Raw genomic sequence first — 26,052 nt, 5'->3', positions numbered from 1 at the left:
CCAGCGCCTCATTTTTAAAGATCTATTTTAACAGAGTCAAACTTTCCTCCCGAATCTATTGCCGGCTGGACTTCAATAAAATCTGAATCAGGCACCATAGGGATTGTGATCCGCCTTTTCTCGGTTACCGTTCCATTCTCGATTTTCTTTTCTAGTTTTCCGTCAGAAGTTCCGCCATAAATTCGCTTGCCCTTATCATCAAACAGTTCAAGCATCACTCTTTGGCCTTCTTCAGGATAACTCAGTGTGTATTCAATGGCTGTCGAAGATTTTCCGGTAATCAGCTTATCGAACGTAATTTTATAATCACCAAGCTCACTTGCCTGTCCAAGCGCAGCTGTTTCGAATGGAAGCTGTTTGATAGGCACGTCAAAATTCCATTTTCCCTGTTCGTCCTTCCAGTTGTCATTGATTTCTCCGATCCCAATAATGTTGAATGGCAAAGTGGTTTCTGCCGGCAATTCTGCTCTTGGATAGCTTAACTGGATATGCCCTTTGTATCCTCCCTCAGCAGGCAGCAGCTTCACCAGTTCTATCGTTTCTGAAATATTCGGATCTCGGTCGAAAATTTCATAGAATGCATATATCTCATTCTCGTTACCCTTCACTTCACCTTTTACATCAAACGTGACGCCGATTATTGCTCCGTCATAATAAGCATCTGTAACTCTCACATCAATTCCTTCAAAAGCTGCCTTTTCATTCAATTCAGTGATAAGCTGCTGTGAGGCGAGATTTCCAGCAACCTTGTCATGTTCATAAAGCTTCGCCAGGAAAGGAATATCCGCCATCACCTTCCCTACCGATGGCACCATGAAGCCTGATGTAACGAACAGGACTGCGGCAGCAGCAACTGACACTCCAATCACTTTGAATCGCGGTTTTTGCCTAGCCTTCATTTTGTTCCCTTTGTTGACCCCAGTCTTAATTGCTTTTAAGACATCCTCTTCAGGAACCTCGATCTGATTCACCGATTCATGAAACATTTTCTTTTCCATCGTGCTCGCCTCCCAATCTAGTTTTCAATTCCTTCCTGCCGCGCTGCAGATAGGTTTTGACCGTACTTTCAGGTGCATCCATCGTTCTGGCAATCTCGCTGATTGGCAGGTCATGATAGTAAAACAGGATAATCGCGGTCCGGTGCTGAGCTCTCAATAGAGTAATTGCCTCCATTAAATCGAGATTCTCTGCGACCATATGTTCACTGCTCGAAGGCAGGTCAACGAGCTTCTCAACTGGCATTTCTTTTTTTCTTTTTTTCAAAACATCGTACGCACAATGGATCAGGATCCTAGTCAGCCATGTTAAAAAGTAGTCTTCGTTCTTCAGCTGTTCTATTGCCAGAAATGCTTTACAGGAGGTTTCCTGGACGATATCAAGGGCATCCTCCCTGTTTCCTGCATATAAATAAGCGGTCCTATACAATCTTTCACTATGTAAAATCAGTAACGCTTCAAACGCCTTTGCATTTCCCTTGATTGCTTTCTTCACAAGCTTAGCTTCCTTCATTTCCTGACCTCCTTTCACTCTTTAGAGCACTCCCAGGCAAAAAAAGTTTCAGCTTTTTCGAGATATTTTCCTAGCACTGAAGTAATATAGTAATAAATGGAATTTTACCTATGTATGTACATAGTATAACGAACGAGGTGATGTAATGGGCTTTTTCTCTTCTAAGCCTGATTTTCATATTCCGGAAGACGGAATTGACCGAATTGATACGATTAAACTCGGCGGCATCAAGCAGAGTATCCTCATCCAGTCCCACTCACCAAAGAACCCGGTGCTGCTGTTTTTGCACGGCGGCCCTTCCATGCCCCTGCCTGGTGTCTCTTCAAGAGGAAGAAACTACACTGTCGCTACCAACACGAAAGAGCTGGTCAAGCACTTTACCGTTGTCTTTTGGGATCAGCGAGGCACCGGCAAATCCTATCATAAAAATATTCCTCAAACATCGATGACCTTTGATCAACTCGTATCAGACGCAGCAGAACTGACTGACTTTTTAAGAGAAACGTTTCATCAGGAAAAAATCTTCCTTGCCGCTCATTCATTCGGTACCTTAATCGGCATGTACCTGCTGAAGAAGCATCCTGGAAAATTTCATTCCTATGTAGGGATTTCGCAGATCATCAGCTGGACTGAAAATGATCGGGAAAGCATCACCTGGGCAAAAGAAGAAGCTAAACGGCGCGGGGACTTCAAAGCATTGAATGAACTGGAAGCTGTTGGCGATCCGCCTTTTACAGAGGGCTATAAGCAATGGGGTGTCCTGCGAAAATGGCAGATGAAATACAGCACCATGGTCTATAACGATAGCCAAATCAAGCATCCAGGGCTTTTAAAAGTGTCCATGAGTATGCTCAATTCAAGTGATTATCGAGTAACAGATGTATTCCACTCGTTTTACAGCGGGTTCAAACTGATCTACACAGACGAGTTCATCCGTAATATACCAATGATTGATGTGCAAAAAGATGTGCCATCTGTGGATGTTCCCGTCACCTTCATCCACGGACGGAAGGATGTCCATGTTCATGCCCACTTTGCAGAAGACTATCTTAGCACCCTGAAAACGAACCATGATAAAAATTTCATCTGGATGGAGAAATCGGCACATCTCTTTCACCCTGATGATGCTGCACTGATCGAACAACAGCTTATCAATGAATTAAGCCATATTAAAGCAGAGGTTATCAATCTATGAAAACCATTTATAAAAGCCTGGAAGGAAAAGAGCAGATTCTTAACCAATATGAAGAGTATCTGACCCAGTTCGATTCACTGATTAGCAGGGATTACGTTCAGACGAGATTTGGGAGTACACATGTCCTGATATTGGGGAAGGAAGACGGGAAGCCTCTATTTATTTTCCAGGGAGGCAATTGCATCAATCCAGTCACCTTGTCCTGGTTCAAAGGCTTGCTGGACGAGTATAAGGTCTATGCACCTGACACGATCGGACATCCAGGATACAGTAACGAAACGAGAATATCTGCTTCAGACGAAAGCTTTGCCAACTGGATTGGCGATTTGATGGACCATTATAAAATTGAAAAATGTGCATTTATCGGTCCTTCCTACGGTGGCGGCATTATCCTCAGGCTTGCGGCGTTTAAGCCAGAAAGAATTCAGTGCGCTGTCCTTGTCGCACCTGCCGGAATAAGCCTTGGCTCAAAACTTAAAATGATCAAGGAAATCCTTTTCCCGATGATTTTTTACAAAATAAACGGCTCGGCCAAGAGCCTTCGCAAAATCGCCGATGTCATGTCCTCCAACAGTATGAAGCAGCTGGATGAAAGCATCATCGGCAATATTTTTAAACACACAACCCTAGAACAGGAAATGCCCAAACTGACGACTGCGGAAGAATTGAGGGATTACAGTGCACCCACTCTTGTCATAACGGGGACAGAAGATGTATTTTTCCCAGCAAACAAAATTTCCCAAAAAACGGAAGGGATTTTAGGTGACCAGCTAGAATTGAAACAATATCAGATGGGACATTTTCCGTCCCCGGCACACCTTGAAACAATTCATACAGATATCAAGGAGTTTTTAAAAAACCATTATTAGGAGGCAAGTGATGCAGTCAAATCCAGTACAAAAAATCGGCCAGATTGGCATACCTGTGAAAAATATTGAAAGGGCCACTGCCTTTTATCAGGAGAAATTAGGCCTGCCGTTATTATTCAATACGGATACAATGGCGTTCTTCGAATGTGGAGGCGTCCGTCTTCTGTTGACCCTACCGGAAAACGAGCAATTTGCTCATCCTAGTTCGGTCATCTATTTACAGGTTGAGGATATCAAGGCAAAGTATGAAGAGCTGCTTTCAGGTGGAGTGGAGTTCATTGGCGAGCCCCATGTTGTCGCTAAAATCGGCGATACAGAAACATGGATGGTGTTCTTCAAGGATACAGAGGAAAACACTCATGCATTCATGAGCGAGGTCGTAGCATAAAAGCCAAAGGGATACTGCAGATGATGCAGTATCCTTTTTATTGGATTGCTTTCAATTCATTCTTCTTCAGGAATAACTCAATTTGATGAGCTGCCATCATCCCCGCTGTACTGTTCAAATGCATCCCGTCAGTCAGCAGCAAATATCCATTCCGGACAGATATCCGGTCAAGGCTGTATCCGTACACGAAATGCTCGATGACCGCTTTTTCATAAAGCTTCGTCCCGTCCTTCAGCGACCGTCCCCTCGTATGTCCTTTCCCCTTTAGATAGGCCTTTAATTTTTCGTTAAAAGGAAGGTAAGGTACATTGGTCATTTCCGCCGTTTTTTTGATGACCTCGTTGTACTGATCAATTTCTTTATTTGCTTTCGAAAATAAGTTCTCACCAACGACAGGGAGTGATAGTAACCCGATTTTCGCAGTTGTTTCTGATTTAAGCCTTGAGACGATTAACGCAAGATTCTTTTCATACACCAATAGTGACGGTTTTTCCAATTGCTGAGCCAGCTTGATGTTCTTCTTTGCAAGGTCTGGGGCTATTTTAGCAGCAGCATCATTCAACCCGACTAAAATTACTATGAAATCAGGCTGGCAAGCGATTATACTGTCCAAGCGCTGAAGAACATCATAAGCGGTACTTCCATTCACTCCGGCATTAATGAATTGATAATCCCTGCAGTTTTTCCTCCTGGCTGTGTCATCGACAAAATTGTAGCTGATGTTGCCATGAACAACATCACCTCCGATTACCGCCACAAGCTTCTTGCCTTCCTGGCGAAGGCCTTTTTCCAGGAAAGCCTTCGGATTATTGTGAGGCAATTGATTAATGCGGCTTTTCCGCTGATAATACAATGACAAACTGACAGCAGCTATCAATAATAGGACTAATATCCCGCCAAAAATAAGATCCATATCTAACCCCTCTCCTTATGATTAAAGTTGTTTTATTAATTAAATATTCTGAATATATATTATAAAATTATTCGACAAACCTTGTAAAAATCCCTGTGTCAGTAACAATTGGATGAACAAAAATCTTTTTTTGCCGATAATTCCATTATAGCCTTTTATGTTATGCAATAGACAAAACAAATGGTTCAAAAATTTCCATAAATCAAAAAATTACTTTGCAACTAGATTTATATATAGGATAAAATTATGTGGTAGAGTTTGGGAAAGGGGATTTTTTACCTATGCTGAAAGCTAGGTTATATGATTTTACGTTATTCTTTACTGCTGTTGCCGTAGCTTTTGGGTTAGGTACCTTCACTATAGATAAAAACAATTTTTTTATAGCACTATTTATCTATTGGTTATTTTCAACCCTTTATAATCACCTAAGAATCACAGCGAAAAATGGTACGCTGAAATTTGATTATGGCATTAGTTATAGTTTATCGTTCGGGATTTTCGCAGGTCCGGCTGGCCTGTTCATTTTTGAAGCAATCTATCGTTTCACAGTCTATTTTTCAAGGAAGAGTTCGAAAACCGCCGATGAAAGTGAATTTTCCGATACATTTTACAATATAGGCGCTCATGTTCTGATCTACTCGATTGGTTATTTTCTGTTCCAGCTCGGATATCCACTTATAGAGAATATCCCATTCGGATTCTTTATCCTCATGTGCATCCTTGCTGTAACGACCACGTTGATTTCCTATACCTTCCTGTCTACCGCCTTTTACATTATGGGAGAAATCAAGAGCCTGCAGCAGGCGATCAAGTTTTTTAAAGAAAGCAATAACTGGCTGGATCTTGGAAAAACAGCATTCACGAATGGCTTGCTGCTGCTGCTGCTAAAGGAACAGCGATGGGAAATGGTCGTTGGATTATTCATTTTGAACTATCTCGTCAGCCGTTCCTTCCAATCAAAATCGCAAAGCATCCAGAACAAAATCGAGCGGGACAAGTTCGAGCAAATGGCCTATACCGACTTCCTGACCGGGATCCCGAACCGCGCATACATGGATAAGAAAATGTTTGAATTAAACAATACTGGCGAAAAGGTTGGCATTGTTGTAGCCGACATCGACAAATTCAAGCTGATAAATGATTCCTACAATCATGCTGTTGGCGACCGGGTGATCCAGCATTTTGCCAATACACTCAAAAGCTACTTGTCTGAGGACGATCATGTTTTCCGGAGCGGAGGGGAAGAATTCACCTTGATCTTAAGGAATAGATCCTTCAGCCAGAACATCGAGCTTGTGGAAAAGATTCGCCATGGGATTGAGATCAGTTCAGTGGAGGTTGATTATCAATCCGAGAAGCATGCTGTTTCAATAACCTCTTCATTTGGATTGTATTATTTTAAAGTCAACCAGTACACTTCGATGGAAAAAGGGTATATCTTTGCAGACCAGCTCTTGCTCCAATCGAAGGACCTTGGCAAAAATAAAGTTACCTTTAAGGACGAGCTTTCCCGACAAACAGGATGAGGACAAGAACAAAAGACAGAGAAGCGACTCTCTGTCTTTTTCTGTGCTAGCAGGGTTATGCCGTTATGACAGGATTTCCGCTTGGCAAGGCCAAACCTGTCACAATAACGGGATTTTCTTGACTGCTTTTCTGCTTTGCACCTCAAACCTGTCACAATAACGAGCTTTTTTTGACAGCTTTTCTGCTTTCAACCCCAAACCTGTGATAATAACGAGATTTTCTTGACAGCTTTTCTGCTTTGAACCCCAAACCTGTCACAATAACGAGCTTTTTTTTGACAGCTTTTCTGCTTTGAGCCCCAAACCTGTCACAATAACGAGCTTTTTTTGACAGCTTTTCTGCTTTCAACCCCAAACCTGTCACAATAACGAGCTTTTCTTGACAGCTTTTCTGCTTTGAGCCCCAAACCTGTCACAATAACGAGCTTTTCTTGACAGCTTTTCTGCTTTGCACCTTAAACCTGTCATAATAACGAGCTTTTCTTGACAGCTTTTCTGCTTAGCACCTTAAACCTGTCATAATAACGAGCTTTTCTTGACAGCTTTTCTGCTTCGAACCCCAAACCTGTCACAATAACGAGCTTTTTTTGACAGCTTTTCTGCTTTCAACCCCAAACCTGTCATAATAACGAGCTTTTCTTGACAGCTTTTCTGCTTTGCACCTCAAACCTGTCACAATAACAAGGTTTTCTTGACAGCTTTTCTCCTTTGAACACCAAACCTGCCTAAATACATCCGTTAGGTTCATTCTTCAAACTTTATATGTCTTTAAAAGTGCATAAATAAATCCGCGGATGCTGCTTCGTTTAGTAACCATTTGATTGGGACCTGTTCTGCGGGATGGATGAAATCAAAACGATCGTTTACATCCAGATCCACGACATAGAGATGGGCTCCCATTTCTACGGCGAATCCTAGAAGGTCATGGACGGAAGATACGCCAAAGTCGTTCAATGCATTTGATAGGTACTCCAGGTCCTCAGACGGGACGGATACATATCGCTTATCCAGAATATTGACTCCTCTGCGGGAAAATGCCAGGATGACATCTGCCCCAGATGATGCAGCCCCCACGGCCACATTCAAAGGAGGGTACGCAGATTCCAGCTGATCATGAAGTGCCATAACCACTACTTTTTTCTTTTCCATAAGCTTTCACTCCCATTAATAGCTTAGTACTGCATCCGCCTGGTAAGCGGTCTCTAAAAAGGTTGCAACTCCTGATAACTCTGCGCCTTCAACAAGCTCCAGTCCATCAGCGATCAATACATTCATCTGGCAGCCGAAAAACTTTATGCCTTTATCCAAAGCCTGCTGCATCAATTTTTGCAAATCAATATTGTGGGTTCTCTCCATAATCTTTAAATATCGTTTATCCAGGACACGCGCTCCGTCCAAATCAAAGAAAATAGCAACCTCGTTCTCTTCCTCAGCGTCTCTCAGTGCTTTTTTCAAAACATAAGGAACATTAGAGCTCAATGAAACGAAGTAAACAAACTTCTTCTTAGCCATATGGCTTCCCTTCCTTCATTCCGTTTATCTTCTACGACTAATTATTTTGTCCAAATGATTAACTACCATGAGTTTTACTTATTGATATTATATACCCGTATAGGTATAAAGAGAAACAAATCCACCTAAAAAACAGGCAGCAGTCTGGTGGTAAAACCAAACTGCTGCCTGTTTTGATATCTATTATTTTACCCACTTATGAAGAAGTGGACCTGTCTCACCGTATACCGGATCTGTTTCCGGAATAGGGACATTTTTGATTTGAGATAATGCCTGAGCCCTGACACCAGGATCTTCTTCCTTCAAGTCTGGGCTTCGTCCATTTGGGTAAGCACCTACAACTTTGAAATCCTGGCTGCTGTCTATTTTTTTGTGACCCGTTCCTGCCGGAAGAACGACAACATCGCCTGCTTTTAGCTCAAGACGTTCTCCGGAATCGCCGCCAATTTGGACTGTCGCACTGCCCGATTTAACACCAAGGACTTCATGGGTATTTGTATGGTAGTGATGATAATTGTAAATATCGCCAGTCCAAGTGCCTGTCCAGTTATGCTGCTCAAATTGGTCTTCCATGCTTAAGTTGTCATCAAAAACACCTTCATAAACAATGACCGGTAAAGTTGGATTATTAGGTATATCACCTGTGTCGTTTGCGAAAAATGATCGAATTTGAGTTCCCATTGTGAATTGCTCCTTTCCTATATTGAATTCGTTGCTCCTTTGAGGAGTAAAACTCTATAAGTTGGTGCCACCCACAAATGTTAACTTGATGGCATGGACCAAAAAAGGTCTATGCTTATCTGTACCTAAAATTCTCTGGTGTTAAACGTATCACCTTGTTCAAGGTTGCCAGCTTTATAGCCTTTTTGGAACCAGCTTTTCCTCTGCTCTGACGTCCCGTGTGTGAAGCTTTCCGGCACGACATAACCCTGGGACCGCTTCTGGATTGTGTCATCCCCAACCGCACTGGCCGCATTCATCGCTTCCTCCAGGTCGCCTTCTTCCACGACTCCCATTCCCTGGGCATGGTGCGCCCAAACGCCTGCTAAATAATCGGCCTGAAGCTCAAATCGGACTTGATATTTATTGAATTCCGTCTGGTCCAAACGCCCGCGGAGTGAATTAAGCTTATCGCTCGTTCCAAGTAATGTCTGAACATGGTGACCAACCTCATGGGCAATCACATAAGCCATCGCAAAATCACCTGGTGCCTGGAATTTTGTTTGAAGTTCATTATAAAAACTGAGGTCAATGTAGAGCTTCTGGTCACCCGGACAATAAAACGGGCCAACTTGTGAGCCAGCCATTCCACAGGCTGACTGGACACTTCCTGAATACAAAACAAGTGTTGGTTCTTGATATTCCATGCCTTCTTCCGCGAATACCTTGGACCATACTTCCTCTGTGTCAGCAAGGACCACTGAAACGAATTGGGCAAGTTCCTCTTCCTCCGCTGACTGCTCATAAGGAGCAGGAGACTGGTTTCCACCGTTTGTCATATTATTGACGACGTCCCCCATATCGCCTCCGCCTAGGAATGTCATGATCACTAATAGGATGATGCCGCCAAGACCGCCGCCCATGAGCATGCCTCCGCCACCCATCCCTCTTCTATCTTCCACATTGCTGCTCGCTCTTCTGCCTTTCCACTGCATGATGTTGGCTCCTTCCTGCTATATGCTAAACACTGATAAAAAATTTTAATGGATGTCCTTAGTGTTATACCCGCATATAAGCGATATATTGCCTTTCCGAAAATAATTTTTTTTGGTAATTAACATGTCTGCTTTTTACCCGGCAGAGTACAGCCATTTTCCGATTTCAATACACTTACACAAATGAGATCAATTTAAAGTATCCTTTGCCCTTTCTTAGCTTTCGCTTCCTTCCGGGTAACGCAGGGGCTTTCCTTTTACCTTTTTCATGCTTTCCAGCTCATTCCGGGCAGTGCAGAGCCTCTCCTTTTACCCTTTTCATACTTTCCAGCTCATTCCGGGCAGTGCAGAACCTGATTTCAGCGCTACAAACACACAAAAAAAAGCAAGTAAAGCACCTTCATTCAAAGGTTCTTCTGCTTGCTTTTTCATTGCCTAGGAAATATTGTCGCTGATGGCTCCTGAGACATCGTACTGCTTCAGGTCTAGTTCGACGTCTTCGCCTGATGCCAGTTTGGCGAGCTGGGCTCCAAGATATGGTCCGACTGTGAGACCTGAAGCGCCGAGTCCGTTTGCCATGAATAGGTTATCAAAACCTGGAACGGCACCAATAATCGGAAGGAAATTCGGTGCAACCGGACGGAATCCCACTTTTGTTTCAAGATAGGTTGCATCTCCCAGTCCCGGTGCGACCGTCAATCCTTTATCGATGATTTCATGCATGCCCCCAAGAGTCGGGCGGGAGTCAAATCCCTTCTCGTCTTCATGTGTTGCCCCGATGACAACTCTTCCTCCATCGAACGCAAGAATGTACTGGTTGTTCGGCGGCATGACGACTGGCCAGCTTCCGGTCTCTGAACCTTCAAGCTTCAGATGGATGATTTGTGCCTTTTGAGGGGCGATACTGAGATCCATCCCAAGCGGCTTCAGCAACTCAGGTGCCCATGCCCCTGCGGTTATGATGATGCTGTCAGCTTCATATCTTGTATCTTCTACTTTAACACCTGTCACTTTCCCGTTAGACCACTCTAATTGGGCATCTCCCTTTATCATGGAAGCTCCATGTTTTTGTGAAGCATTCAAAAGAGCATCTCGCAGTAACCGTCCATTTACCCGTGCCCCACCGCTTACATGCACAGAAGAATACTCTTCTGATAATGGCGGGAAAAGTTGATTTGTTTCGCGCTGGTTCAACTGCCGAATCTCCCCGATTTCCGGAGCATCTTCACGCCTCACAGTCGCTCTTTCTTCCATTTTCATAAGTTTTTCCCGATCATGATGGAGGCTGATGGCACCTACCCGCTGATAGCCTGTTTCCTTCTCGCCGTCCTCTTCAAGCTGCCTAATCAGTGATGGATAAAAGGCCGCCCCATTCTTTGCGAGGAAATACCATGCCTTATTCCTGCGCTGGGTCAGCCAGGGACATATGATACCAGCAGCAGCATCCGTCGCTTGTCCTGGTTCTTCACGGTCTATGATCGTTACATTCTTACCTTCCTTCGCTAAGTGATAGGCAGTGGAAGCGCCTAATATTCCTGCTCCGATGACGATATATGTTTTCATTACTACACCTTTTCATAAAAGATTCTTGATTTCATTTTACAGAAGTTTATCGACAGACTCAAAGAAGGGCGTGCCTTGCTATTTTCCTCTCATTCAAACTTTAATAGCCTTAACGCAGTACTAGAAGTCTTATTAAATTCTTTGCTCAGACTTGAAGTAATGAAATAATCTTCCTACAATAATCAAACTTTTGAATTATATAACTCAAAAAGCCAAATGCTAAGCCATTAGATAGCTGAAAGAAAGTTTCCACTCTCGAAAAGTTATTTTCGCTATACCTCTGGGGTTTCTGATATAATTTTTTTATTGTGTACTTAAAAGCAATGATACCGTTGAGATAATGGAGTGAATATAAAGATGGATACTAAAAAGGCTTTGCCTATTTTATTTTTAGTTATGTTTCTCGTAATGGTCGGCTTTGGAATCATTATTCCGGTCATCCCTTTTTACGCAGAAGAAATCGGGGCAACACCTACTCAATTAGGTTTATTGATGGCGGTCTATTCCTTGATGCAGTTCTTATTCGCTCCAATGTGGGGGCGTATTTCCGACAGGATTGGCAGGAAGCCTGTCATCATGGTTGGTATACTGGGACTGTCGCTTTCCTTCTTCTTGATGGCACTTTCCACAGAGCTTTGGATGCTGTTCGCGGCAAGGATCATCGGAGGATTTTTGTCATCGGCTAATATGCCAACTGTCATGGCCTATGTCGCAGATATCACATCCGAGGAAGACCGCGGAAAAGGCATGGGGATCATCGGTGCTTCAGTTGGACTTGGATTCATTTTCGGTCCGGCAATCGGCGGGGTTTTCTCTCAATCAAGCCTGAGCACCCCTTTTTATCTTGCAGGAGCGACATCCTTGGTTACGTTCTTATTCGTTACTTTTGTATTGAAAGAGTCGCTTTCAGCTGAACAGCGCAGCAGTCAGGATAAGGAGAAAACCTCATTACTGCAAGCTTTAAATGGACCACTTTCCATGCTGTTCTTGCTTCAATTATTCGTTTCACTTTCTCTGTCCGGACTCGAGGCAACATTTGCTTACTTTGCGGCTGAAAAAGCAGGGCTGGGTTCCGTCGAGTTAGGATATATTTTCATGATCATGGGACTGGCAGGAGCTATCGTACAGGGAGGGCTTGTCGGCAGGCTGACAAAGAAGCTTGGCGAGGGCATTGTCATCCAGCTGGGCATCATCATTTCTGCGGCAGGCTTCGGATTAATCCTCCTGACAGAAGGATTTGGTACTGCCGCATTGTTCCTGACCATTTTTGGAATAGGAAATGGATTGATTCGCCCTAGTGTATCTTCATTGCTGACAAAAAAATCAACGACCGGACATGGCGGCACGACTGGATTGCTTTCTTCCTTTGATTCCCTCGGCAGGATCATTGGACCTCCATTAGGAGGATGGCTGTTCTCGATTGCCATTGGTATGCCTTATATCTCAGGGATTGTTTTATCGATGGTTGCCCTGATTTTGTACCAATTCTATCAGGCACGATCAAAACCTTCCCATTCATTGGACCAATAAAACAAGAAGGAGGATGGCTGATTTCGCCATCCTCCTTCTTAATTCGCTAAGGGGAGTCTTATTTCAACTAAGGTCCCATTGTCTATCTTACTATGATAAGAAATCGTCCCATTATGCTGTTTAATGATTTTATGGCAAATCATCAACCCTAGCCCCGTCCCTTTCTCCTTCAATGTGTAAAATGGCTCTCCTAAGCGCGGAAGCAATTCTTCTGGAATTCCGCAACCTTCATCTTGAACAGAAATAATACATTCACCATCTATCCCTTTTTGCAGTTTAATATCAATATTTCCGCCCTTCGGCATGGCCTCCATAGCATTCTTAAAAATATTCAAGATCACTTGCTTAATCTGGTTTTTCTCACAGGTTATGAAGAAATCTGTACCCAGATAACTTCGGATGAATTGTATATTTTTCATATTGGCCTGCGGGGATAGGAATTCGACAGTATGATCGATTAAATCACACAAGTTGGCCTGGTTAAGCTGGATAGCCTGCGGTTTTCCTAAAGAAAGCATTTCACTTGTTATCGTTTCGATTCTCTCTAGTTCACTTAGAAGCAAGTCGTGTATTTCATTCGATTCATTTTCTTTTCTATACAACTGGACAAACCCTTTTATTGTCGTAAGCGGATTCCGTATTTCATGGGCTACACCTGCTGCCAATTCCCCCACAATCGATAGCTTTTCGGATTGCAAAAGAATCTCTTCCGCTTTTTTGCGCTCAGAAATATCCCTGCTTATGATCACAATATGCTCGATTGTTTGAGAATCATCCATAACCGGCATGCAGCGGGACTCAAAATCCAACCATTTTCCATTTTTATGCTGGAAGCGAAACTCTACTGGCAGTGATTCTTTATATTCCATGATCTTTGTGATTGTTTCCCTGAAATTCACAACGTCATCTGGGTGAATCAACTTACAGATTTTCATTTTTTCAAGCTCTGGAACCTTGTACCCCAACGCCAGCTCATGAGAAGGAGAGAAGTAACTGATTGAGTGCTCTTTATCCATTACCATGATGAGATCTGATGTATTCTCAGCGATGAGACGATATTTTGATTCACTTTCCTCCAGCGTCTGCTCCATCCTCTTCCGTTCCTGGATGATTCTATATAACTTTTCATATGATTCTATTAATAATCCACCCAAAAGAACTCCTATTGAAACAAAAAGTAAATATTGAAGATGAAAAACTGAATTGTCTCTAACTATGTTTAAAACAATCGGGACCGTAATAATATAAGTGACTATGTAAGAACACAGTAAAATTATGTAGCGTCTGACTGGATTAAAATGAATAATAAATTTGTGAATTACGATCAAAACCGTCATGACGATTAACCAGCCAACTATTGCTGGAAACCAGTTTTCAGATACCATTAACCTGGACACCAATGCAAAGCTGCCGGTAATCATGCCTGGGCCTGGCCCAAGATAAGCAAAGACCAAAATAATAACGGCGTAACGGATATCATATGAATATCCTTGATCCTGGAAAGATAAGCTAACGAGCACGGAGGAAACAATTCCCGCATATAATCCTGCCCAAATCCGCAGCTGCTTGAGTGGCTTAAAGTTCAAATATGAACGGATTATTAAAGGAGTACTGATCAATAAAGAAAGCATAGAGAGATTTATGATGTAATCTATTAGAATCAACTGACTCCCACCTATAAAATGCGAATTTATTAATTATCATAAACCAGAGAAAACACCTTTTCCATAGAATTTAATGCGGTTAGTTTTTAAAATTTTTTAAATAATTCAACTTTAACTTAAATTATTTCGAATATCGTAGTAATATTAACTTATAAAAGGAGGAGATCAATTTGACTAAAACGATTGAAAAACGCCTTGTCCGTTCTGAGGTCCCTGTTGATTTGACATGGAATCTGGATGATTTATTCCAAACTGACCAAGAATGGGAGACGGCGTTGAAAGAGATTGAAGATGACGTCAAAAAATTGACAGATTTTAAAGGTAGCTTACATACAGGTTCAAAGGCATTGCTGGAATGCCTTACTGCTCAGGAAGAGCTAACGAAAAAATTGGTCAAAGTCCGTACATACGCAAGCTTGAAGCAATCTGCTGATGGTACCGACCCTGTGAATCAGGCAAATTCCGCTAAAGTAGCAGCCATAGGCACACAAGCTATGTCTGCTCTATCATTTATCTCATCTGAAATACTGGATTTCGAGGATGGAAAAATTGAAGAATTCCTTCAGGAAGAACCTGCTCTGGAACCCTTCAAAAAGAACTTATTAGAACTATTAGAAACCAAAAAGCATAAGCTGTCGCCTGAAACTGAAGAAGTACTAGCGGCGCTTGGTGAGGTCCATTCTGCTCCTTACAATGTTTATGGAATGGCTAAGCTTGCCGACATGCAGTTCTCCTCAATTCAGGATGAAGAGGGAAATGAACTGCCAGTCTCTTTCGCATTATTTGAGAGCCGTTATGAATTTTCTCCAGACACATATGTCCGCAGAAAAGCATATGATTCCTTTGTCTCGACACTAAAACAATATCAAAATACAATTGCTGCAACTTATGCAACTGAGGTTAAAAAACAGGTTACTCTAGCAAAGCTGCGAAATTATGAATCCGTTACACATATGCTCCTTGAGTCACAGCAGGTAACACCCGAGATGTACAATAACCAAATTGATATCATCTATAAAGAACTGGCACCGCATATGCGACGCTTTGCAGAATTGAAGAAAAAGGTATTAGGCCTGGACAAAATGATGTTCTGTGACTTAAAGGCTCCATTTGACCCGGAATTTGATCCGGAAATCACCTATGAAGAGGCCCGTGCGGTCATTACAGAGGCACTAAAAGTAATGGGCTCAGATTATACTGCTATGATTGAAAAAGGTTTTGAAGAGAGATGGGTAGACCTTGCCGATAATGTCGGCAAATCCACAGGAGCATTCTGCTCAAGCCCATATGGATCACATCCATATATCCTGATTACATGGGCAGATAATATGCGCGGCTGCTTCACACTTGCTCACGAGTTCGGGCATGCTGGACATTTCTACCTGGCTAACGAAAACCAGCGCATCATGAACGTACGACCGTCCATGTATTTTATCGAAGCTCCATCCACGATGAATGAGATGCTTCTCGCACAGCATCTTCTCGAAAAAAATAAAGATGATGCGCAAATGAGCCGCTGGGTCATTCTGCAGCTCCTGGGAACGTACTATCATAACTTTGTCACACATCTGCTTGAGGCAGAGTATCAGAGGCGTGTATACGCCCATGCTGAAGCCGGCAAAGCCCTGACAGCAAAAACTTTGACAGAAATCAAAACAGACGTCCTTAAAGGCTTCTGGGGCGATACAGTGGAAATCGATGAAGGAGCCGGCTTGACCTGGATGCGCCAGCCTCACTACTACATGGGCTTGTATCCATACACTTACTCTGCAGGTTTGACCGCATCAACGGCCGTATCCCAGCTGATCCAGGAAGAAGGCCAGCCTGCTGTAGACCGCTGGCTTGAGGTACTCCGTGCGGGCGGCACCATGAAACCACTCGAGCTGCTGAAACATGCAGGACTGGATATGTCGACACCAGAACCAGTGCGGAAAGCAGTTTCTTATGTCGGTTCATTGATTGACGAACTTGAGCAATCTTATCAATAAGAACAAAAACCGCAAGCGACTCGTTCAGCCCCGACAAGCGCTGCCCGCCTGAAACGCCACATCGTGTGGCTGGCGGGTCTAGCACGTCCTGTGCCTCGGAGGGACGGCCAATGAAGTCGTTCTTTGACTTCAATGGGCGTCTCGAAATAGAAATGTATAGCCGACTGTCCAGAAACGCAGAAACTGGAGACTCCGCCAAAGAAGCGCTTTTTGCTTCTGCCGGCGGAGTTGAAGTTTCGGAGTTTCTAGTAGGCGATACTAGACAAGCGACTCGACGGGCTAGGCGCTGGAGCTGGATTAAGAAAACCACAGGCAGTTATCCACACCTAAATGATTTTATAATTTCCGTGAACAATAAAAAAAGAACCCATGGGCAGCTTTGCACCCATGGGTTGTTTCTGGTTATTTATTCATTTTAGCAAGGAAATCTCCAAGAAGGTCGTCCAAATCTTCTTCCTTCTCTTCGGTTTCCTCTTTTGGTTTATCAGCCTGCTCAATTGACTCCCAGACAAATGAATCAAGGTCATCATCCACTGAATCGTTTTCAGTCGTTGAAGCAGTCTCTTCCATTACCGATGAATCCTCTGCTGCATTCACCGGTGGAAGGTCCATTTCCTCTTCCTGAAGGTACAGGGCTTCATCAATTTCTGTTGACTTACTGTTCAATGATGCAAGCAGTGCCGTTGCCCGTATTGGGTCTGTCATCAGGTGATACACGATATTGCCCAGCAAAGCTTCTGAATGCTCATGCTTAATCCAATCCCGTTGCGATTTGCTAAGATTGCGAGGGAGAGGGATGGTAATCGTTTCGCGTTCCCTGGAATATGAATTCCCTACACCCTGCAAGACAAAATCGGCAATCTTGCTGGAGAAATTTCTTCTCTCGGTTTCTTTTAATTTTTGAAGATGCCTTAAGATATGGTCTGGTGTATCAGATGGGATCCGGAACGATAGTGCCTGTCCCCTCTTAATCTCATTTGGGTTGGTTTTTTTCATAAAATCACCTTATTTTAGCTTTTAACAGGTTCAGAAGCGGCTTTGCTGCTCTTCTCTGATTTCTTAACATAATCCATGATGAGCTTATAGTAAGCATTGGCCATCATCCAGATGCTCTCTTTTTCATCCTCGAAGAATTCGATGTTATAGCCATCAAGATTGTTGTTTAATGTTTTAATGTATTCTTTTAAAACTGTTGCGCCGCCGCCGACAAAGTAGCAGATCTCAGTCTGTGAGTTCTTTGCCCAGACATTGCGAAGCAGGCGGTATTGCTTCTTAGCCAGTTCGAGAAGGATACGGTCAGTGATATCATGGACGCTTGTCCGGCTTCCCTTAACCATGATGTGGTTGCGGTCATTCTTGCGCGTGATGATTTCTACAACATCTGTTCGGCTGTCTAACTCGACGCCATGCTTGCTGCGGATTTCTTCCCTGATTTGCTCTAATGCCTCAGATACACCAAGGTTGAAGCCCTGTGCCTTATCATCATCAACATTGCGGTTTTTGATTACAGCGATATCTGTTGATAAGCCGCCGATATCCTGAATAAGGATTCTTCTATCAATAAGGTCTTTGTTGATGATTTTCAGGCTATTGTCCATTACTAGATTGATATAAGCAGCGAAGCCCTCAGGGTAAACCTTTACTTCATCAAATTTGATATTCACTTTCAGACCCTGGTATTTAGGAGTAACAAGGAATTCTACCTGGTGGACAGAACCTACCAGCTTAGAACGGTAGCCAGCATCTTTCCCTTCCTTGACTTCACGAAGCGGAAGCCCAGTACCAAGGGTATAATTCGCATCGATGACATTCTTGTTTTTCGGAAAAAGCTTTGCATTATCTTCATTGACTGCATCTAATGCGAGAGTTGCGAACAACATAATCAATGTCTGATCTTCCTCGGACTTGCTGCTTCCAGGATCAAGTTCTGTCGCATTATCACTTTTAGTCGCCAGATTGCCGACACGATAAATAGCGTTATTATCCTTCAGGGCAGGGGAGTGGACACGAACATGAATTCCATCGAGAGGATCCTTCGTATCAAGCTCCTCGATACCGATGACAGGACGGTCTTCTGTGTCCCTTGCTACGATATTAGGGATGTTCAACTCATTATCAAATTCTCCAAAAATAGCTTTAATAGAATCGTTACCAACATCAACAGCTGCAATTCTAGATTTCGTCATTTCTATCATTCCTTTTCAATAATCTAAGTTTATGTATACTCACTTACTATTTTAAAGGTAAAGGTAAATAATAGATACTGCAAGAAAATCGAGTAAAAAGAAATATAAATGTAAACATGTAAACAGGCTGTAAATCTCACACTAATTGTATACATAATTGTACACAATGAATACAAAGTTGTATACATGTTGGTTTAACAAGATGTATACAACTTTGTATACATGTAAACATAATTGTAAACACCTTGTTTACAAAACGTATACTTGTTTACAAGTTTGTATACTTTGATTTTAGTTCTTATTAATTTCAATTAATTCCCATAAATTCTCACCTTATCTCACCTCCCCTACTCACCTTACTTATTATTTTTCTGTGAGTATACTCGTATCTAAAGAAAAACTTTAGCCAGCACAAAAAGAAATCCGGAAAGATTTTAATTCAGATGGGGTGCTTCTGGGAATATTGAGAAACTGCGAGGGGGAAATTGATTAGGCGCTTTGTAAGTTATGAGGAGATATTTTAATCAAAGGTACGATGAATCATGCACATCAAATGTCGTCAACTAATATAGAACCCAACTCTGTTTCCGATGTTAGCTATACGAAAAGTCATTGGGTATGGTGAATGGAACAACTCCCCTCCCCTATCTGATGGTTAGAGCCTGAAACAGTCGAAACCTGGCGAAAGAGGAAGAAGAGAGCGAAACAAAACAAAAGCCAGGCAAAATGCCTGGCGATAATTGTTCTATATTTTCTTTACAAATTCAGACTTAAGTTTCATTGCTCCAAATCCTTCAAGTTTACACTCAATATCATGGTCGCCATCCACTAGACGGATATTTTTAGCCTTAGTTCCGATTTTTATCACAGAAGAATTAACTTTAAGGTCCTTGATGACAGAAACTGTGTCTCCATCGTTCAGGACATTGCCATTCGCATCTTTGATCACTTTGCTATCCTCTTCAATAGAAGTATCAGCAGCAGGATCCCATTCATGGGCGCATTCTGGACAAACCAGGAGGGTGCCATCCTCATAAGTATATTCTGAGCCGCATTTTGGGCAATTAGGCAAATTAGACATGTTCGAAGCCTCCGTTATTTGATATTAAGCTTAATTATAGCCAAGTTTCGGTGATATTCCTATCGTATTACAGGAGACTTCAGTATAGATAGAAGCCCTAGCAGGACGACCGGTCATCCACCAGGGCTCTTTTTGATTAGTTTTCAACAACTTCCTTACGGTTTTTCTTAAAAATCTTAGATAAAACTTCATAAACAATCGGTACGATCATCAGGGTTAATAGTGTCGAACTGGTCAAACCACCGATTACGGTAATCGCCAGACCTTTGGAAATCAGTCCGCCTCCGCCTGATCCTATCGCTAATGGAATTAAGGCACCGACCGTTGCAATTGCTGTCATCAGGATAGGACGTAAACGTGTAGCGCCTGCCTCAAGGACTGCTTCACGCATTGTGAGCCCTTCACGTTCCATGTGAATGATCCGGTCTACAAGCACGATGGCGTTCGTTACGACGATACCAATCAGCATCAATAGACCCATCATGACTGAGACAGAGATGGTCTCACCTGCGATAAGCAGTCCAACGAACGATCCAATGACTGCGAATGGAAGTGAGAAGAGGATCGCGAATGGTGCGACACCCTCTCGGAAGGTAACGACCAGGATAAAGTAGACGATCGCAATCGCAGCAAGCATCGCAACTCCTAGCTGGGTGAATGTTTCCGTCATATCTGCCTGGACGCCATCTACTCCGACTTCCACTCCTTTAGGAAGATCTAATTGATCGATTGCTTTTTCAGCTTCTGCAGCTGCCTTTGAAATATCTTTACTGACGACAGTTCCTGATACAGAAGCATAATACTGGCCTTTGCTGCGGGCCAGGGTGTTCATTGTTGACCCTTCTTCAACCTTCACCAATTCAGACAATGGCATAGTGGTACCCCGCGCTGTTTGTACTTCAGTGGCAAGAATATCATCGATTGATTCAGGCTGTTCTGCTTGCTCCTGCTGAACAATGACATCAAGTGAATCTCCATCTTTTTCAACAGTCGTCAAGACCTCTTTTGACTTGTTCGGATTGAGCATCATAACGATTTGTCCTGCTGTCAATCCATATTGCAGCAATTCATCCTGTTCAACCTTGAAGGTGTATTCTACATAAGCATCTTCCGCACTGGAAGTTACGTCCTCCAAACCTTGTACAGTCTTCAGTTCATCTTCCACCATCTTAACAGTGCTGGTTAACTTGCCTAAATCCTCACTGTACAAGGTATAGCTGATTTCATTCTCAGGCATCGACATTCCGCCGAAGTTCTGGCTCTTCCATTCACCGCTGTTGCCAATGTTGAAGACATAATCTTCTAGTTCATCCCTTACTTCTGAAAAGTTCTCCATTTCCGGGTCAAAGATCAGGTACATTAATGCTCCGCCTGCTCCTCCGCCCATCATGGCCGCCATCTGATCTGCCTCTTCGTTGATCGATACCTGTACGATATCGATGTCATCGCGTTTCAGCATTTCTTCTTCTACTTCTGCAACATTTTCAATTGTTTCATCCTTAAGCTCACCTGCTTTAGGTGTGTAAGTCAGATACATTACTTTATCTTCTTCACTGCCCATGAAGCTGAATCCGATGATTGGTGTCAGCGCAAGACTTCCGACAAGCATTACAACAGCTATGAGTGAAGTAATGACCTTATGGTTTAGAGACTTATTCAATGCACCCTTATACCAATTAGCCAGCTTTCCAACTTCCTTATGGCTGCTTTCAGACTTTTCACCATATAACTTCTTCCTGAATAAAAAGTGAGATAATGCTGGTACGATTGTAATCGCTACAATCAGTGAAGCACCGAGCGCAAATGTCATCGTCAGGGCAAATGGAGTGAATAATTCCCCTACCATCCCGCCTACGAAGATCAACGGTGCGAATACAGCAACCGTCACAAGTGTGGACGAAAGGATAGGCTTAAACATTTCGATTGTCGCTTCACGCACCAGTGCCCGCCCTGTTAATCTTTCTTCTTTTAAATGCAGACGGCGATAAATGTTTTCCACGACGACAATCGAGTCATCAATAACACGGCCAATCGCTACAGTAATCGCGCCAAGCGTCATGATATTAAGCGTGATGTCCATCCAGTTCAATAGCAGCAATGCCATAAAAATCGATACTGGAATTGAGACAATTGATATAATCGTAGATTTGAAGTCACGCAGGAAAAGCAGGATAACAAGGATTGCGATTAATCCGCCAAATAAAGCTTTTTCAATCATTGTAAAAACTGATTCTTCAATTGGCTTCCCCTGGTCAAGCGATACTTCAATAACCAATCCATCAATTTTAGCCTCTTCTTCTTTTACTAAATCTTTCACAGCATTAACTACATCAACGGTATTCGCCTGCTGCTCCTTAACAATCTGCAGGGCAATCGCATTTTCACCATTTGTGCGGGAAATGGATTGAACTTTACCAACCAGTTCAATTTTGGCAAGTTCGCTAAGTTTTACAAAAGGTGATGGATTGCCTGCTGATGGCGTAACCGGGATCAACATGTTTTTCAATTCATCAGTTGTTGTGAACTTGCCATCGACGGCAACGGCCTGCTCTCCTTCTTTGAACTCAAAAAGGCCTAATGAAACGCCCAGATTGCTGGCTTGAATCATTTCCTTTACATTCGTTTCCGTTAATCCAAATTGCCCAAGTTTTGCTTCATCGTACGTTAAATTAACTTCTTCGATATGCTGACCAGTCATAGTGACAGATGCAACTCCATCGATTTTATCGATTTTCGGAAGAATGATTTCTCCAACGGTGGATGTAAGCTCCACAATATCCTCAGTTGAACTGCTGACACTCAATGCCGCTACCGGCATCATATTCATACTGATCGCTGTGATGGTCGGTTCCTGAGCTCCTTCCGGCAACTTGACCGCATCCAAAGCCGATTGCAAAGCACGCTTGGCCTCATCCATATCAATGCCGTACTCATACTCTACCTGGATGCTCGACATATTGGAGTATGAATTCGAATAGACATATTTAACGTCTTCCAGACCCTCTACCGCTTTTTCAATCGGGATCGAGACATCCTCCATCACTTTTTCAGGAGTTGCCCCAGGATATACATCCATAACCATCAGGTATGGAATTGAAATATTCGGGATGGTCTCCATGTTCATCCGTGTGCCAGAATAGATTCCTGATACGGTGATGATAATCGTAAGCAGCCACACGGCCAGTTTATTTCCAAGTACAAAATTGACTAAATTTCTCACTACTGCACCTACCTCAAAATGACTTTATTGACGATAATAATCTTACTGACTGACTGGTCATTTGTCAATCTGATTGTGTGTAAGATTCGGCAGGTCAGAGAAAAAAGCTAGTCATCAAAAAAAGAGCAAAGAAGAACTCTTTGCTCTTTAAGAATATTAACCTACTTTTATAATTTGCAATGCTGGCAAAGAAAAACTCACACCCTGAGGAATGGTTGCGATCAGTTTGATCACATCATTTTCTAACAGTGAAAATAACTGAGTGGACTGCAAATTTGTTGTCATATTAGCTTCGGTCACGGACGAACCGATTGTGATTGAATCATTTACCACCAGGTGGAATTTAGCTCCTTCGCCAGAGCCAACCTCATTGATTACATTTACCTTATATGTTATTTGGAAAATGCCCGATGTTAATGTTTTTAAACCGTCACTTGTTAATTCAAAGTCCTGTAGAGGACCTGCAATTGTGAGTCTTACGTTGCCGCTTTGTGTACTAGTAGATGGTGAATAGGCGAAACCAAAACTCGTACTGAGCGTTCCAGCCGGTCCTGGTTCGCCTTTTTCTCCCTGAGGACCTTGCTCACCTGGATCTCCCTTGGGTCCTTGAAGCCCCTGCAGTCCAGGAGGACCCTGGAGACCAGGTGCACCATCTTGACCCGGCGGGCCTTTTTTACCTCGCTCTCCCTTTGGTCCTGCTGGTCCTGGGTCACCTTTAGGTCCAGGAATACCTTGGGGTCCCCGTTCACCTCTTGGGCCAGGAGGTCCCGGATCCCCTTTCGGTCCAGCCGGTCCTTGCTCACAATTAGGTTCATCTTTCCATCTTCCTTGACCACATCTGCAGTACCATCTTTTGCATCTAGAACAATATTGCATCTCGTTTTCACCTCTCATTTAACATTTTTATTGACGAATTGTAACCGGGATATTAAGTAAGGCTCCACCTGAACTGGATTGTACTGAAATAGAGCGTGTTTCGTCAGGCTGGACAGCAGAAGGTTCAATCCTGTACTCCCATTGTCCAAGAGCATCTGCTTCTACTTGTGCTAGTAATGGTCCATCTAATGTGCTTCCGTTGTATATTGTGATGGCAACGCCTGGACCTGGCACATCCGTAGTCCCTGAGATTCGCCATTCATTGTCTCTGGTTCTATATTCAGCACGGGTGATCGTTAAGTTGTCAGGATTTATGAACACCTGAACAGAATCTGTTGAACTGCCTCCCGGGCCACTGACTGTGAGTTCAAAAGTAAGTTCAGCTAATTGTTTTGGTGCAGTAAATGAGGCATTGGCTGCGGCAGAATTGAGGATTTGGACAGCAGGACCTGATATTTGTATCCAGTTATAGCTTGTTACATCTCCAGTGGCGGTTCCATTTAATGTAACGAGAGTGCCTTGTTGAACGGACTGATTCGGACCTGCGTCAGCAACCGGCGCAGCAGCTGAATCAACTGCTTCAACATCTACAGTATCCGAGGAAGGACCTCCCTCACCTTCAACAGTTAGTTCAAACGTCAGAATCCCCGGTGTTCCTGGTGCCATGAAAGATGCCACAGCAGTATCCGCATTCTCCAATATTACCGGCTCACCTGCAGTTTGGATCCAGTTATATAAAGTAATTGGTCCCGTTGAACCATTTCCATTTAGGGAGACCTGTGAACCTATCAATACAGTCTGGTCAAGGCCTGCGTTTGCTTTTACACCAACTGGTGAATCAGGCGAGCCAGTAACAATGACCGGGACAACCACTTCCCCTCCAGCTATTGATTGAATCGTAAGCTTCGGAGGCAAAAATGCAGAATTCAAAGTAAGTGGACCATCAGGAGGAACAGGCATATTTCCAAGTCCAAAATCTTGTACAGAAAGGACAACAGGATTGACTGCATCACTTGAAACAGCGGTTACTTCCAGGGTATGTGTGTCGTTGTCATAATTTGCTGCGGCTGTGATCAAATCAACGGGAACTGATTGCTTTATACTCGCTGGGTCATTATCCCCCATGTTCGTCACCGTCACTGTTCCTGGAGGGTTGCTGCCAGTAAAGGCCACACGTCCAAAATAGAGTCCACTTCCTCCTTGGAGCATAGTAGGGACAATCCCATCCCCTGTTACCTCAATTTGTTGTGGTGTTACATCTGACTTGGCAAATACATCGATAAAACCGCCACCGGCATCTGCTAAGGTATAAGTTGTTCTTGTGACATCAACTCCTGAAATGGTGGAGACCTTCCCTAATAATGAAAAATTCCTGGTTTCAATTGCATTGTCTGGATTTAACCCGGGAGAAACAGAACGATCAGGGGAACCAATCCCTATCCCAGGACCCTCAATCCTGAAGATATTTTGTGGTTCTCCAAATTGGTCAACATACGTACTGCCGACCACTGGATGCAACACATTCGGGTCTCCGATGTATCCCGCCGGCGGTGCTGGAGCCACGGATGGATCCCATTGTAAAAAAGGATGTACACGGCTATTGGACACTTGTTCAAATTCAAGAGGACATATACCGATATCTTCTGTGAAGTTTATTTCACCAAAACCATCTCCGCCGGGTTCAGCAATAAAAGTGTCCACACCATATGGGTGGGTAACCTTATACTCAACACCAGATTGTAATCCATCCACTCGAATACGAACTCGGCCAAACACAGTCTGATCGCCTTCCGCTGGCACTTCATTTGTAAAAGCAGCCTCTATAGCCAAAACTAATCGAGCCCGCTCACCTGTTCCTGTTTCCATCTCTGCTTCTGCAGCAAAATAAAATGCTTCAGCAGGAAAATTGTCCGGAAAGGAAACTGGTTGTCCGGGATTAGGCAGGTCAGCTGGTGTAAGTCCTGAAAAGAGGTCGTTTGGGTCTGTGTTTAATTGCAGCCGGAGTCCGTTTTCATCCTTATACCAAACCGGAAACCCATTCAGCGCATTTATTGGACCAACTTCCAAGTTAATTGCTCCTTTCATAGTAAAGTGGCCTACCGTGGTACTTGACTTAGGACCTGATAAACCTTGAAATATCTTATTCAATAATCAAAAAGCAGGGACGGCTCTTACCTAATAGTCCACTAATACCATAAGAAAAGCGCAAGCGCCTTGGTCAGCCCCGACAAGCGTTGGAGGACCTGACATTGAAGTCGCTCTTTGACTTCATCGGGCGGACCGAAAACGAAAAGCGGAGGCGACTGCCCAACTCCGACAAGCGCTGGAGGGCCTGACATTGAAGTCGTTTTTTGACTTCATTGGCAGGACCGAAGTG

Annotated in this window: 22 protein-coding genes; 7 read left to right on the top strand and 15 right to left on the bottom strand. The window is 43.3% G+C overall.

Annotated elements, in window-relative coordinates; genetic code table 11:
- Positions 1 to 14 precede the first annotated feature (14 nt).
- Together J7E32_RS04460 and J7E32_RS04455 are read right to left on the bottom strand one after the other, a co-directional pair.
- A complete protein-coding gene (locus J7E32_RS04460; RefSeq protein WP_214904200.1) occupies positions 15 to 998 on the bottom strand; it encodes a DUF4179 domain-containing protein in 984 nt (327 codons plus the stop codon).
- Positions 976 to 1,509: a sigma-70 family RNA polymerase sigma factor gene (locus tag J7E32_RS04455; protein ID WP_214904198.1), complete on the bottom strand. Its 534-nt coding sequence runs from the start codon at positions 1,507 to 1,509 to the stop codon at positions 976 to 978. The genes J7E32_RS04460 and J7E32_RS04455 overlap by 23 nt, the downstream gene beginning before the upstream one ends.
- A gap of 145 nt (positions 1,510 to 1,654) precedes the next feature.
- Here J7E32_RS04455 and J7E32_RS04450 point away from each other — a divergent pair, with 145 nt between their 5' ends.
- Genes J7E32_RS04450 through J7E32_RS04440 form a run of 3 tightly spaced genes read left to right on the top strand, consistent with a single transcriptional unit; the run spans position 1,655 to position 3,961 of the window.
- Positions 1,655 to 2,704, top strand: a complete 1,050-nt coding sequence (locus tag J7E32_RS04450) for an alpha/beta hydrolase (protein ID WP_214904196.1) — start codon at positions 1,655 to 1,657, stop codon at positions 2,702 to 2,704.
- Entirely contained in the window at positions 2,701 to 3,573 is an 873-nt protein-coding gene (locus J7E32_RS04445) for an alpha/beta fold hydrolase (protein ID WP_214904194.1), read from the top strand. Before J7E32_RS04450 ends, J7E32_RS04445 begins: the two co-directional genes overlap by 4 nt.
- 10 nt (positions 3,574 to 3,583) lie before the next feature.
- Positions 3,584 to 3,961: a VOC family protein gene (locus J7E32_RS04440; protein ID WP_214904192.1), complete on the top strand. Its 378-nt coding sequence runs from the start codon at positions 3,584 to 3,586 to the stop codon at positions 3,959 to 3,961.
- A 37-nt stretch (positions 3,962 to 3,998) separates the two neighbouring features.
- Here the strand turns inward: J7E32_RS04440 and J7E32_RS04435 are convergent, their stop codons facing one another.
- A complete protein-coding gene (locus J7E32_RS04435; protein ID WP_214904190.1) occupies positions 3,999 to 4,874 on the bottom strand; it encodes an SGNH/GDSL hydrolase family protein in 876 nt (291 codons plus the stop codon).
- Positions 4,875 to 5,155: 281 nt separating this feature from the next.
- Here J7E32_RS04435 and J7E32_RS04430 point away from each other — a divergent pair, with 281 nt between their 5' ends.
- Complete coding sequence (locus tag J7E32_RS04430; protein WP_214904187.1) at positions 5,156 to 6,400, top strand: GGDEF domain-containing protein; 1,245 nt, start codon at positions 5,156 to 5,158, stop codon at positions 6,398 to 6,400.
- 768 nt (positions 6,401 to 7,168) lie between these two features.
- On the opposite strand, the gene J7E32_RS04425 is transcribed toward J7E32_RS04430, so the two are convergent.
- From J7E32_RS04425 to J7E32_RS04405, 5 genes are all read right to left on the bottom strand, one after another.
- Positions 7,169 to 7,549: a DsrE/DsrF/DrsH-like family protein gene (locus J7E32_RS04425; RefSeq protein ID WP_214904184.1), complete on the bottom strand. Its 381-nt coding sequence runs from the start codon at positions 7,547 to 7,549 to the stop codon at positions 7,169 to 7,171.
- 15 nt (positions 7,550 to 7,564) lie between these two features.
- Positions 7,565 to 7,912, bottom strand: coding sequence for a DsrE/DsrF/DrsH-like family protein (locus J7E32_RS04420; RefSeq protein WP_214904181.1), 348 nt, complete (start codon positions 7,910 to 7,912; stop codon positions 7,565 to 7,567).
- Between the two features lie 183 nt (positions 7,913 to 8,095).
- Complete coding sequence (locus J7E32_RS04415) at positions 8,096 to 8,593, bottom strand: cupin domain-containing protein (protein WP_214904178.1); 498 nt, start codon at positions 8,591 to 8,593, stop codon at positions 8,096 to 8,098.
- A 125-nt stretch (positions 8,594 to 8,718) separates the two neighbouring features.
- Positions 8,719 to 9,567 (bottom strand): KPN_02809 family neutral zinc metallopeptidase, encoded by an 849-nt coding sequence (gene ypfJ, locus J7E32_RS04410; RefSeq protein ID WP_214904175.1) that lies wholly within the window; start codon positions 9,565 to 9,567, stop codon positions 8,719 to 8,721.
- A 435-nt stretch (positions 9,568 to 10,002) separates the two neighbouring features.
- Positions 10,003 to 11,130 (bottom strand): NAD(P)/FAD-dependent oxidoreductase, encoded by a 1,128-nt coding sequence (locus J7E32_RS04405; RefSeq protein ID WP_214904172.1) that lies wholly within the window; start codon positions 11,128 to 11,130, stop codon positions 10,003 to 10,005.
- 357 nt (positions 11,131 to 11,487) lie between these two features.
- On the opposite strand from J7E32_RS04405, the gene J7E32_RS04400 reads away from it, so the two are divergent.
- Positions 11,488 to 12,660, top strand: a complete 1,173-nt coding sequence (locus J7E32_RS04400) for an MFS transporter (protein ID WP_214904169.1) — start codon at positions 11,488 to 11,490, stop codon at positions 12,658 to 12,660.
- A gap of 38 nt (positions 12,661 to 12,698) precedes the next feature.
- Here J7E32_RS04400 and J7E32_RS04395 read toward each other — a convergent pair whose 3' ends face one another.
- The gene (locus J7E32_RS04395) at positions 12,699 to 14,324 is read right to left on the bottom strand and encodes an ATP-binding protein (protein WP_214904166.1); all 1,626 of its coding nucleotides are present in this window, start codon (positions 14,322 to 14,324) and stop codon (positions 12,699 to 12,701) included.
- A gap of 170 nt (positions 14,325 to 14,494) precedes the next feature.
- On the opposite strand from J7E32_RS04395, the gene pepF reads away from it, so the two are divergent.
- On the top strand, positions 14,495 to 16,312 hold the full coding sequence (gene pepF, locus J7E32_RS04390; RefSeq protein ID WP_214904163.1) for an oligoendopeptidase F: 1,818 nt from the start codon (positions 14,495 to 14,497) through the stop codon (positions 16,310 to 16,312).
- Positions 16,313 to 16,422: 110 nt separating this feature from the next.
- On the top strand, positions 16,423 to 16,731 hold the full coding sequence (locus J7E32_RS04385; protein ID WP_214904160.1) for a hypothetical protein: 309 nt from the start codon (positions 16,423 to 16,425) through the stop codon (positions 16,729 to 16,731).
- Here J7E32_RS04385 and J7E32_RS04380 read toward each other — a convergent pair.
- From J7E32_RS04380 to J7E32_RS04355, 6 genes are all read right to left on the bottom strand, one after another.
- Positions 16,715 to 17,308, bottom strand: a complete 594-nt coding sequence (locus J7E32_RS04380) for a hypothetical protein (protein ID WP_214904156.1) — start codon at positions 17,306 to 17,308, stop codon at positions 16,715 to 16,717. The two genes, J7E32_RS04385 and J7E32_RS04380, sit on opposite strands and share 17 nt — an antisense overlap.
- A gap of 14 nt (positions 17,309 to 17,322) precedes the next feature.
- Positions 17,323 to 18,498, bottom strand: coding sequence for a ParM/StbA family protein (locus J7E32_RS04375; protein WP_214904153.1), 1,176 nt, complete (start codon positions 18,496 to 18,498; stop codon positions 17,323 to 17,325).
- Positions 18,499 to 19,243: 745 nt separating this feature from the next.
- Positions 19,244 to 19,579, bottom strand: coding sequence for a zinc ribbon domain-containing protein YjdM (locus J7E32_RS04370; protein WP_214904150.1), 336 nt, complete (start codon positions 19,577 to 19,579; stop codon positions 19,244 to 19,246).
- 136 nt (positions 19,580 to 19,715) lie between these two features.
- Positions 19,716 to 22,799: an efflux RND transporter permease subunit gene (locus J7E32_RS04365; protein ID WP_214904147.1), complete on the bottom strand. Its 3,084-nt coding sequence runs from the start codon at positions 22,797 to 22,799 to the stop codon at positions 19,716 to 19,718.
- Between the two features lie 156 nt (positions 22,800 to 22,955).
- Positions 22,956 to 23,675, bottom strand: coding sequence for a collagen-like protein (locus J7E32_RS04360; protein ID WP_214904145.1), 720 nt, complete (start codon positions 23,673 to 23,675; stop codon positions 22,956 to 22,958).
- Positions 23,676 to 23,702: 27 nt separating this feature from the next.
- Positions 23,703 to 25,742 carry a PKD domain-containing protein gene (locus tag J7E32_RS04355; RefSeq protein ID WP_214904143.1) on the bottom strand — a complete coding sequence of 680 codons (2,040 nt, stop codon included), beginning with the start codon at positions 25,740 to 25,742 and terminating at the stop codon, positions 23,703 to 23,705.
- Positions 25,743 to 26,052 lie beyond the last annotated feature (310 nt).

Source organism: Bacillus sp. ISL-55 (assembly GCF_018613155.1).
In the GTDB taxonomy this organism is placed as follows: Bacteria; Bacillota; Bacilli; order Bacillales; family Cytobacillaceae; genus Mesobacillus.
The sequence above is the reverse complement of the archived record's forward strand: the minus strand, read 5'-3'. Positions and strand labels throughout refer to the sequence as shown.

Bases quoted from the DNA above. Each gene is read 5' to 3' on its own strand.
- J7E32_RS04405 (WP_214904172.1), bottom strand. From the start codon at position 11,130: ATGAAAACATATATCGTCATCGGAGCAGGAATATTAGGCGCTTCCACT.
- J7E32_RS04445 (WP_214904194.1), top strand. From the start codon at position 2,701: ATGAAAACCATTTATAAAAGCCTGGAAGGAAAAGAGCAGATTCTTAAC.
- J7E32_RS04415 (WP_214904178.1), bottom strand. From the start codon at position 8,593: ATGGGAACTCAAATTCGATCATTTTTCGCAAACGACACAGGTGATATA.
- ypfJ (WP_214904175.1), bottom strand. From the start codon at position 9,567: ATGCAGTGGAAAGGCAGAAGAGCGAGCAGCAATGTGGAAGATAGAAGA.
- J7E32_RS04440 (WP_214904192.1), top strand. From the start codon at position 3,584: ATGCAGTCAAATCCAGTACAAAAAATCGGCCAGATTGGCATACCTGTG.
- J7E32_RS04375 (WP_214904153.1), bottom strand. From the start codon at position 18,498: ATGACGAAATCTAGAATTGCAGCTGTTGATGTTGGTAACGATTCTATT.
- J7E32_RS04460 (WP_214904200.1), bottom strand. From the start codon at position 998: ATGGAAAAGAAAATGTTTCATGAATCGGTGAATCAGATCGAGGTTCCT.
- J7E32_RS04400 (WP_214904169.1), top strand. From the start codon at position 11,488: ATGGATACTAAAAAGGCTTTGCCTATTTTATTTTTAGTTATGTTTCTC.
- J7E32_RS04450 (WP_214904196.1), top strand. From the start codon at position 1,655: ATGGGCTTTTTCTCTTCTAAGCCTGATTTTCATATTCCGGAAGACGGA.
- J7E32_RS04380 (WP_214904156.1), bottom strand. From the start codon at position 17,308: ATGAAAAAAACCAACCCAAATGAGATTAAGAGGGGACAGGCACTATCG.
- J7E32_RS04385 (WP_214904160.1), top strand. From the start codon at position 16,423: ATGAAGTCGTTCTTTGACTTCAATGGGCGTCTCGAAATAGAAATGTAT.
- J7E32_RS04370 (WP_214904150.1), bottom strand. From the start codon at position 19,579: ATGTCTAATTTGCCTAATTGCCCAAAATGCGGCTCAGAATATACTTAT.
- J7E32_RS04455 (WP_214904198.1), bottom strand. From the start codon at position 1,509: ATGAAGGAAGCTAAGCTTGTGAAGAAAGCAATCAAGGGAAATGCAAAG.
- J7E32_RS04430 (WP_214904187.1), top strand. From the start codon at position 5,156: ATGCTGAAAGCTAGGTTATATGATTTTACGTTATTCTTTACTGCTGTT.
- J7E32_RS04420 (WP_214904181.1), bottom strand. From the start codon at position 7,912: ATGGCTAAGAAGAAGTTTGTTTACTTCGTTTCATTGAGCTCTAATGTT.
- J7E32_RS04425 (WP_214904184.1), bottom strand. From the start codon at position 7,549: ATGGAAAAGAAAAAAGTAGTGGTTATGGCACTTCATGATCAGCTGGAA.
- J7E32_RS04360 (WP_214904145.1), bottom strand. From the start codon at position 23,675: ATGCAATATTGTTCTAGATGCAAAAGATGGTACTGCAGATGTGGTCAA.
- J7E32_RS04435 (WP_214904190.1), bottom strand. From the start codon at position 4,874: ATGGATCTTATTTTTGGCGGGATATTAGTCCTATTATTGATAGCTGCT.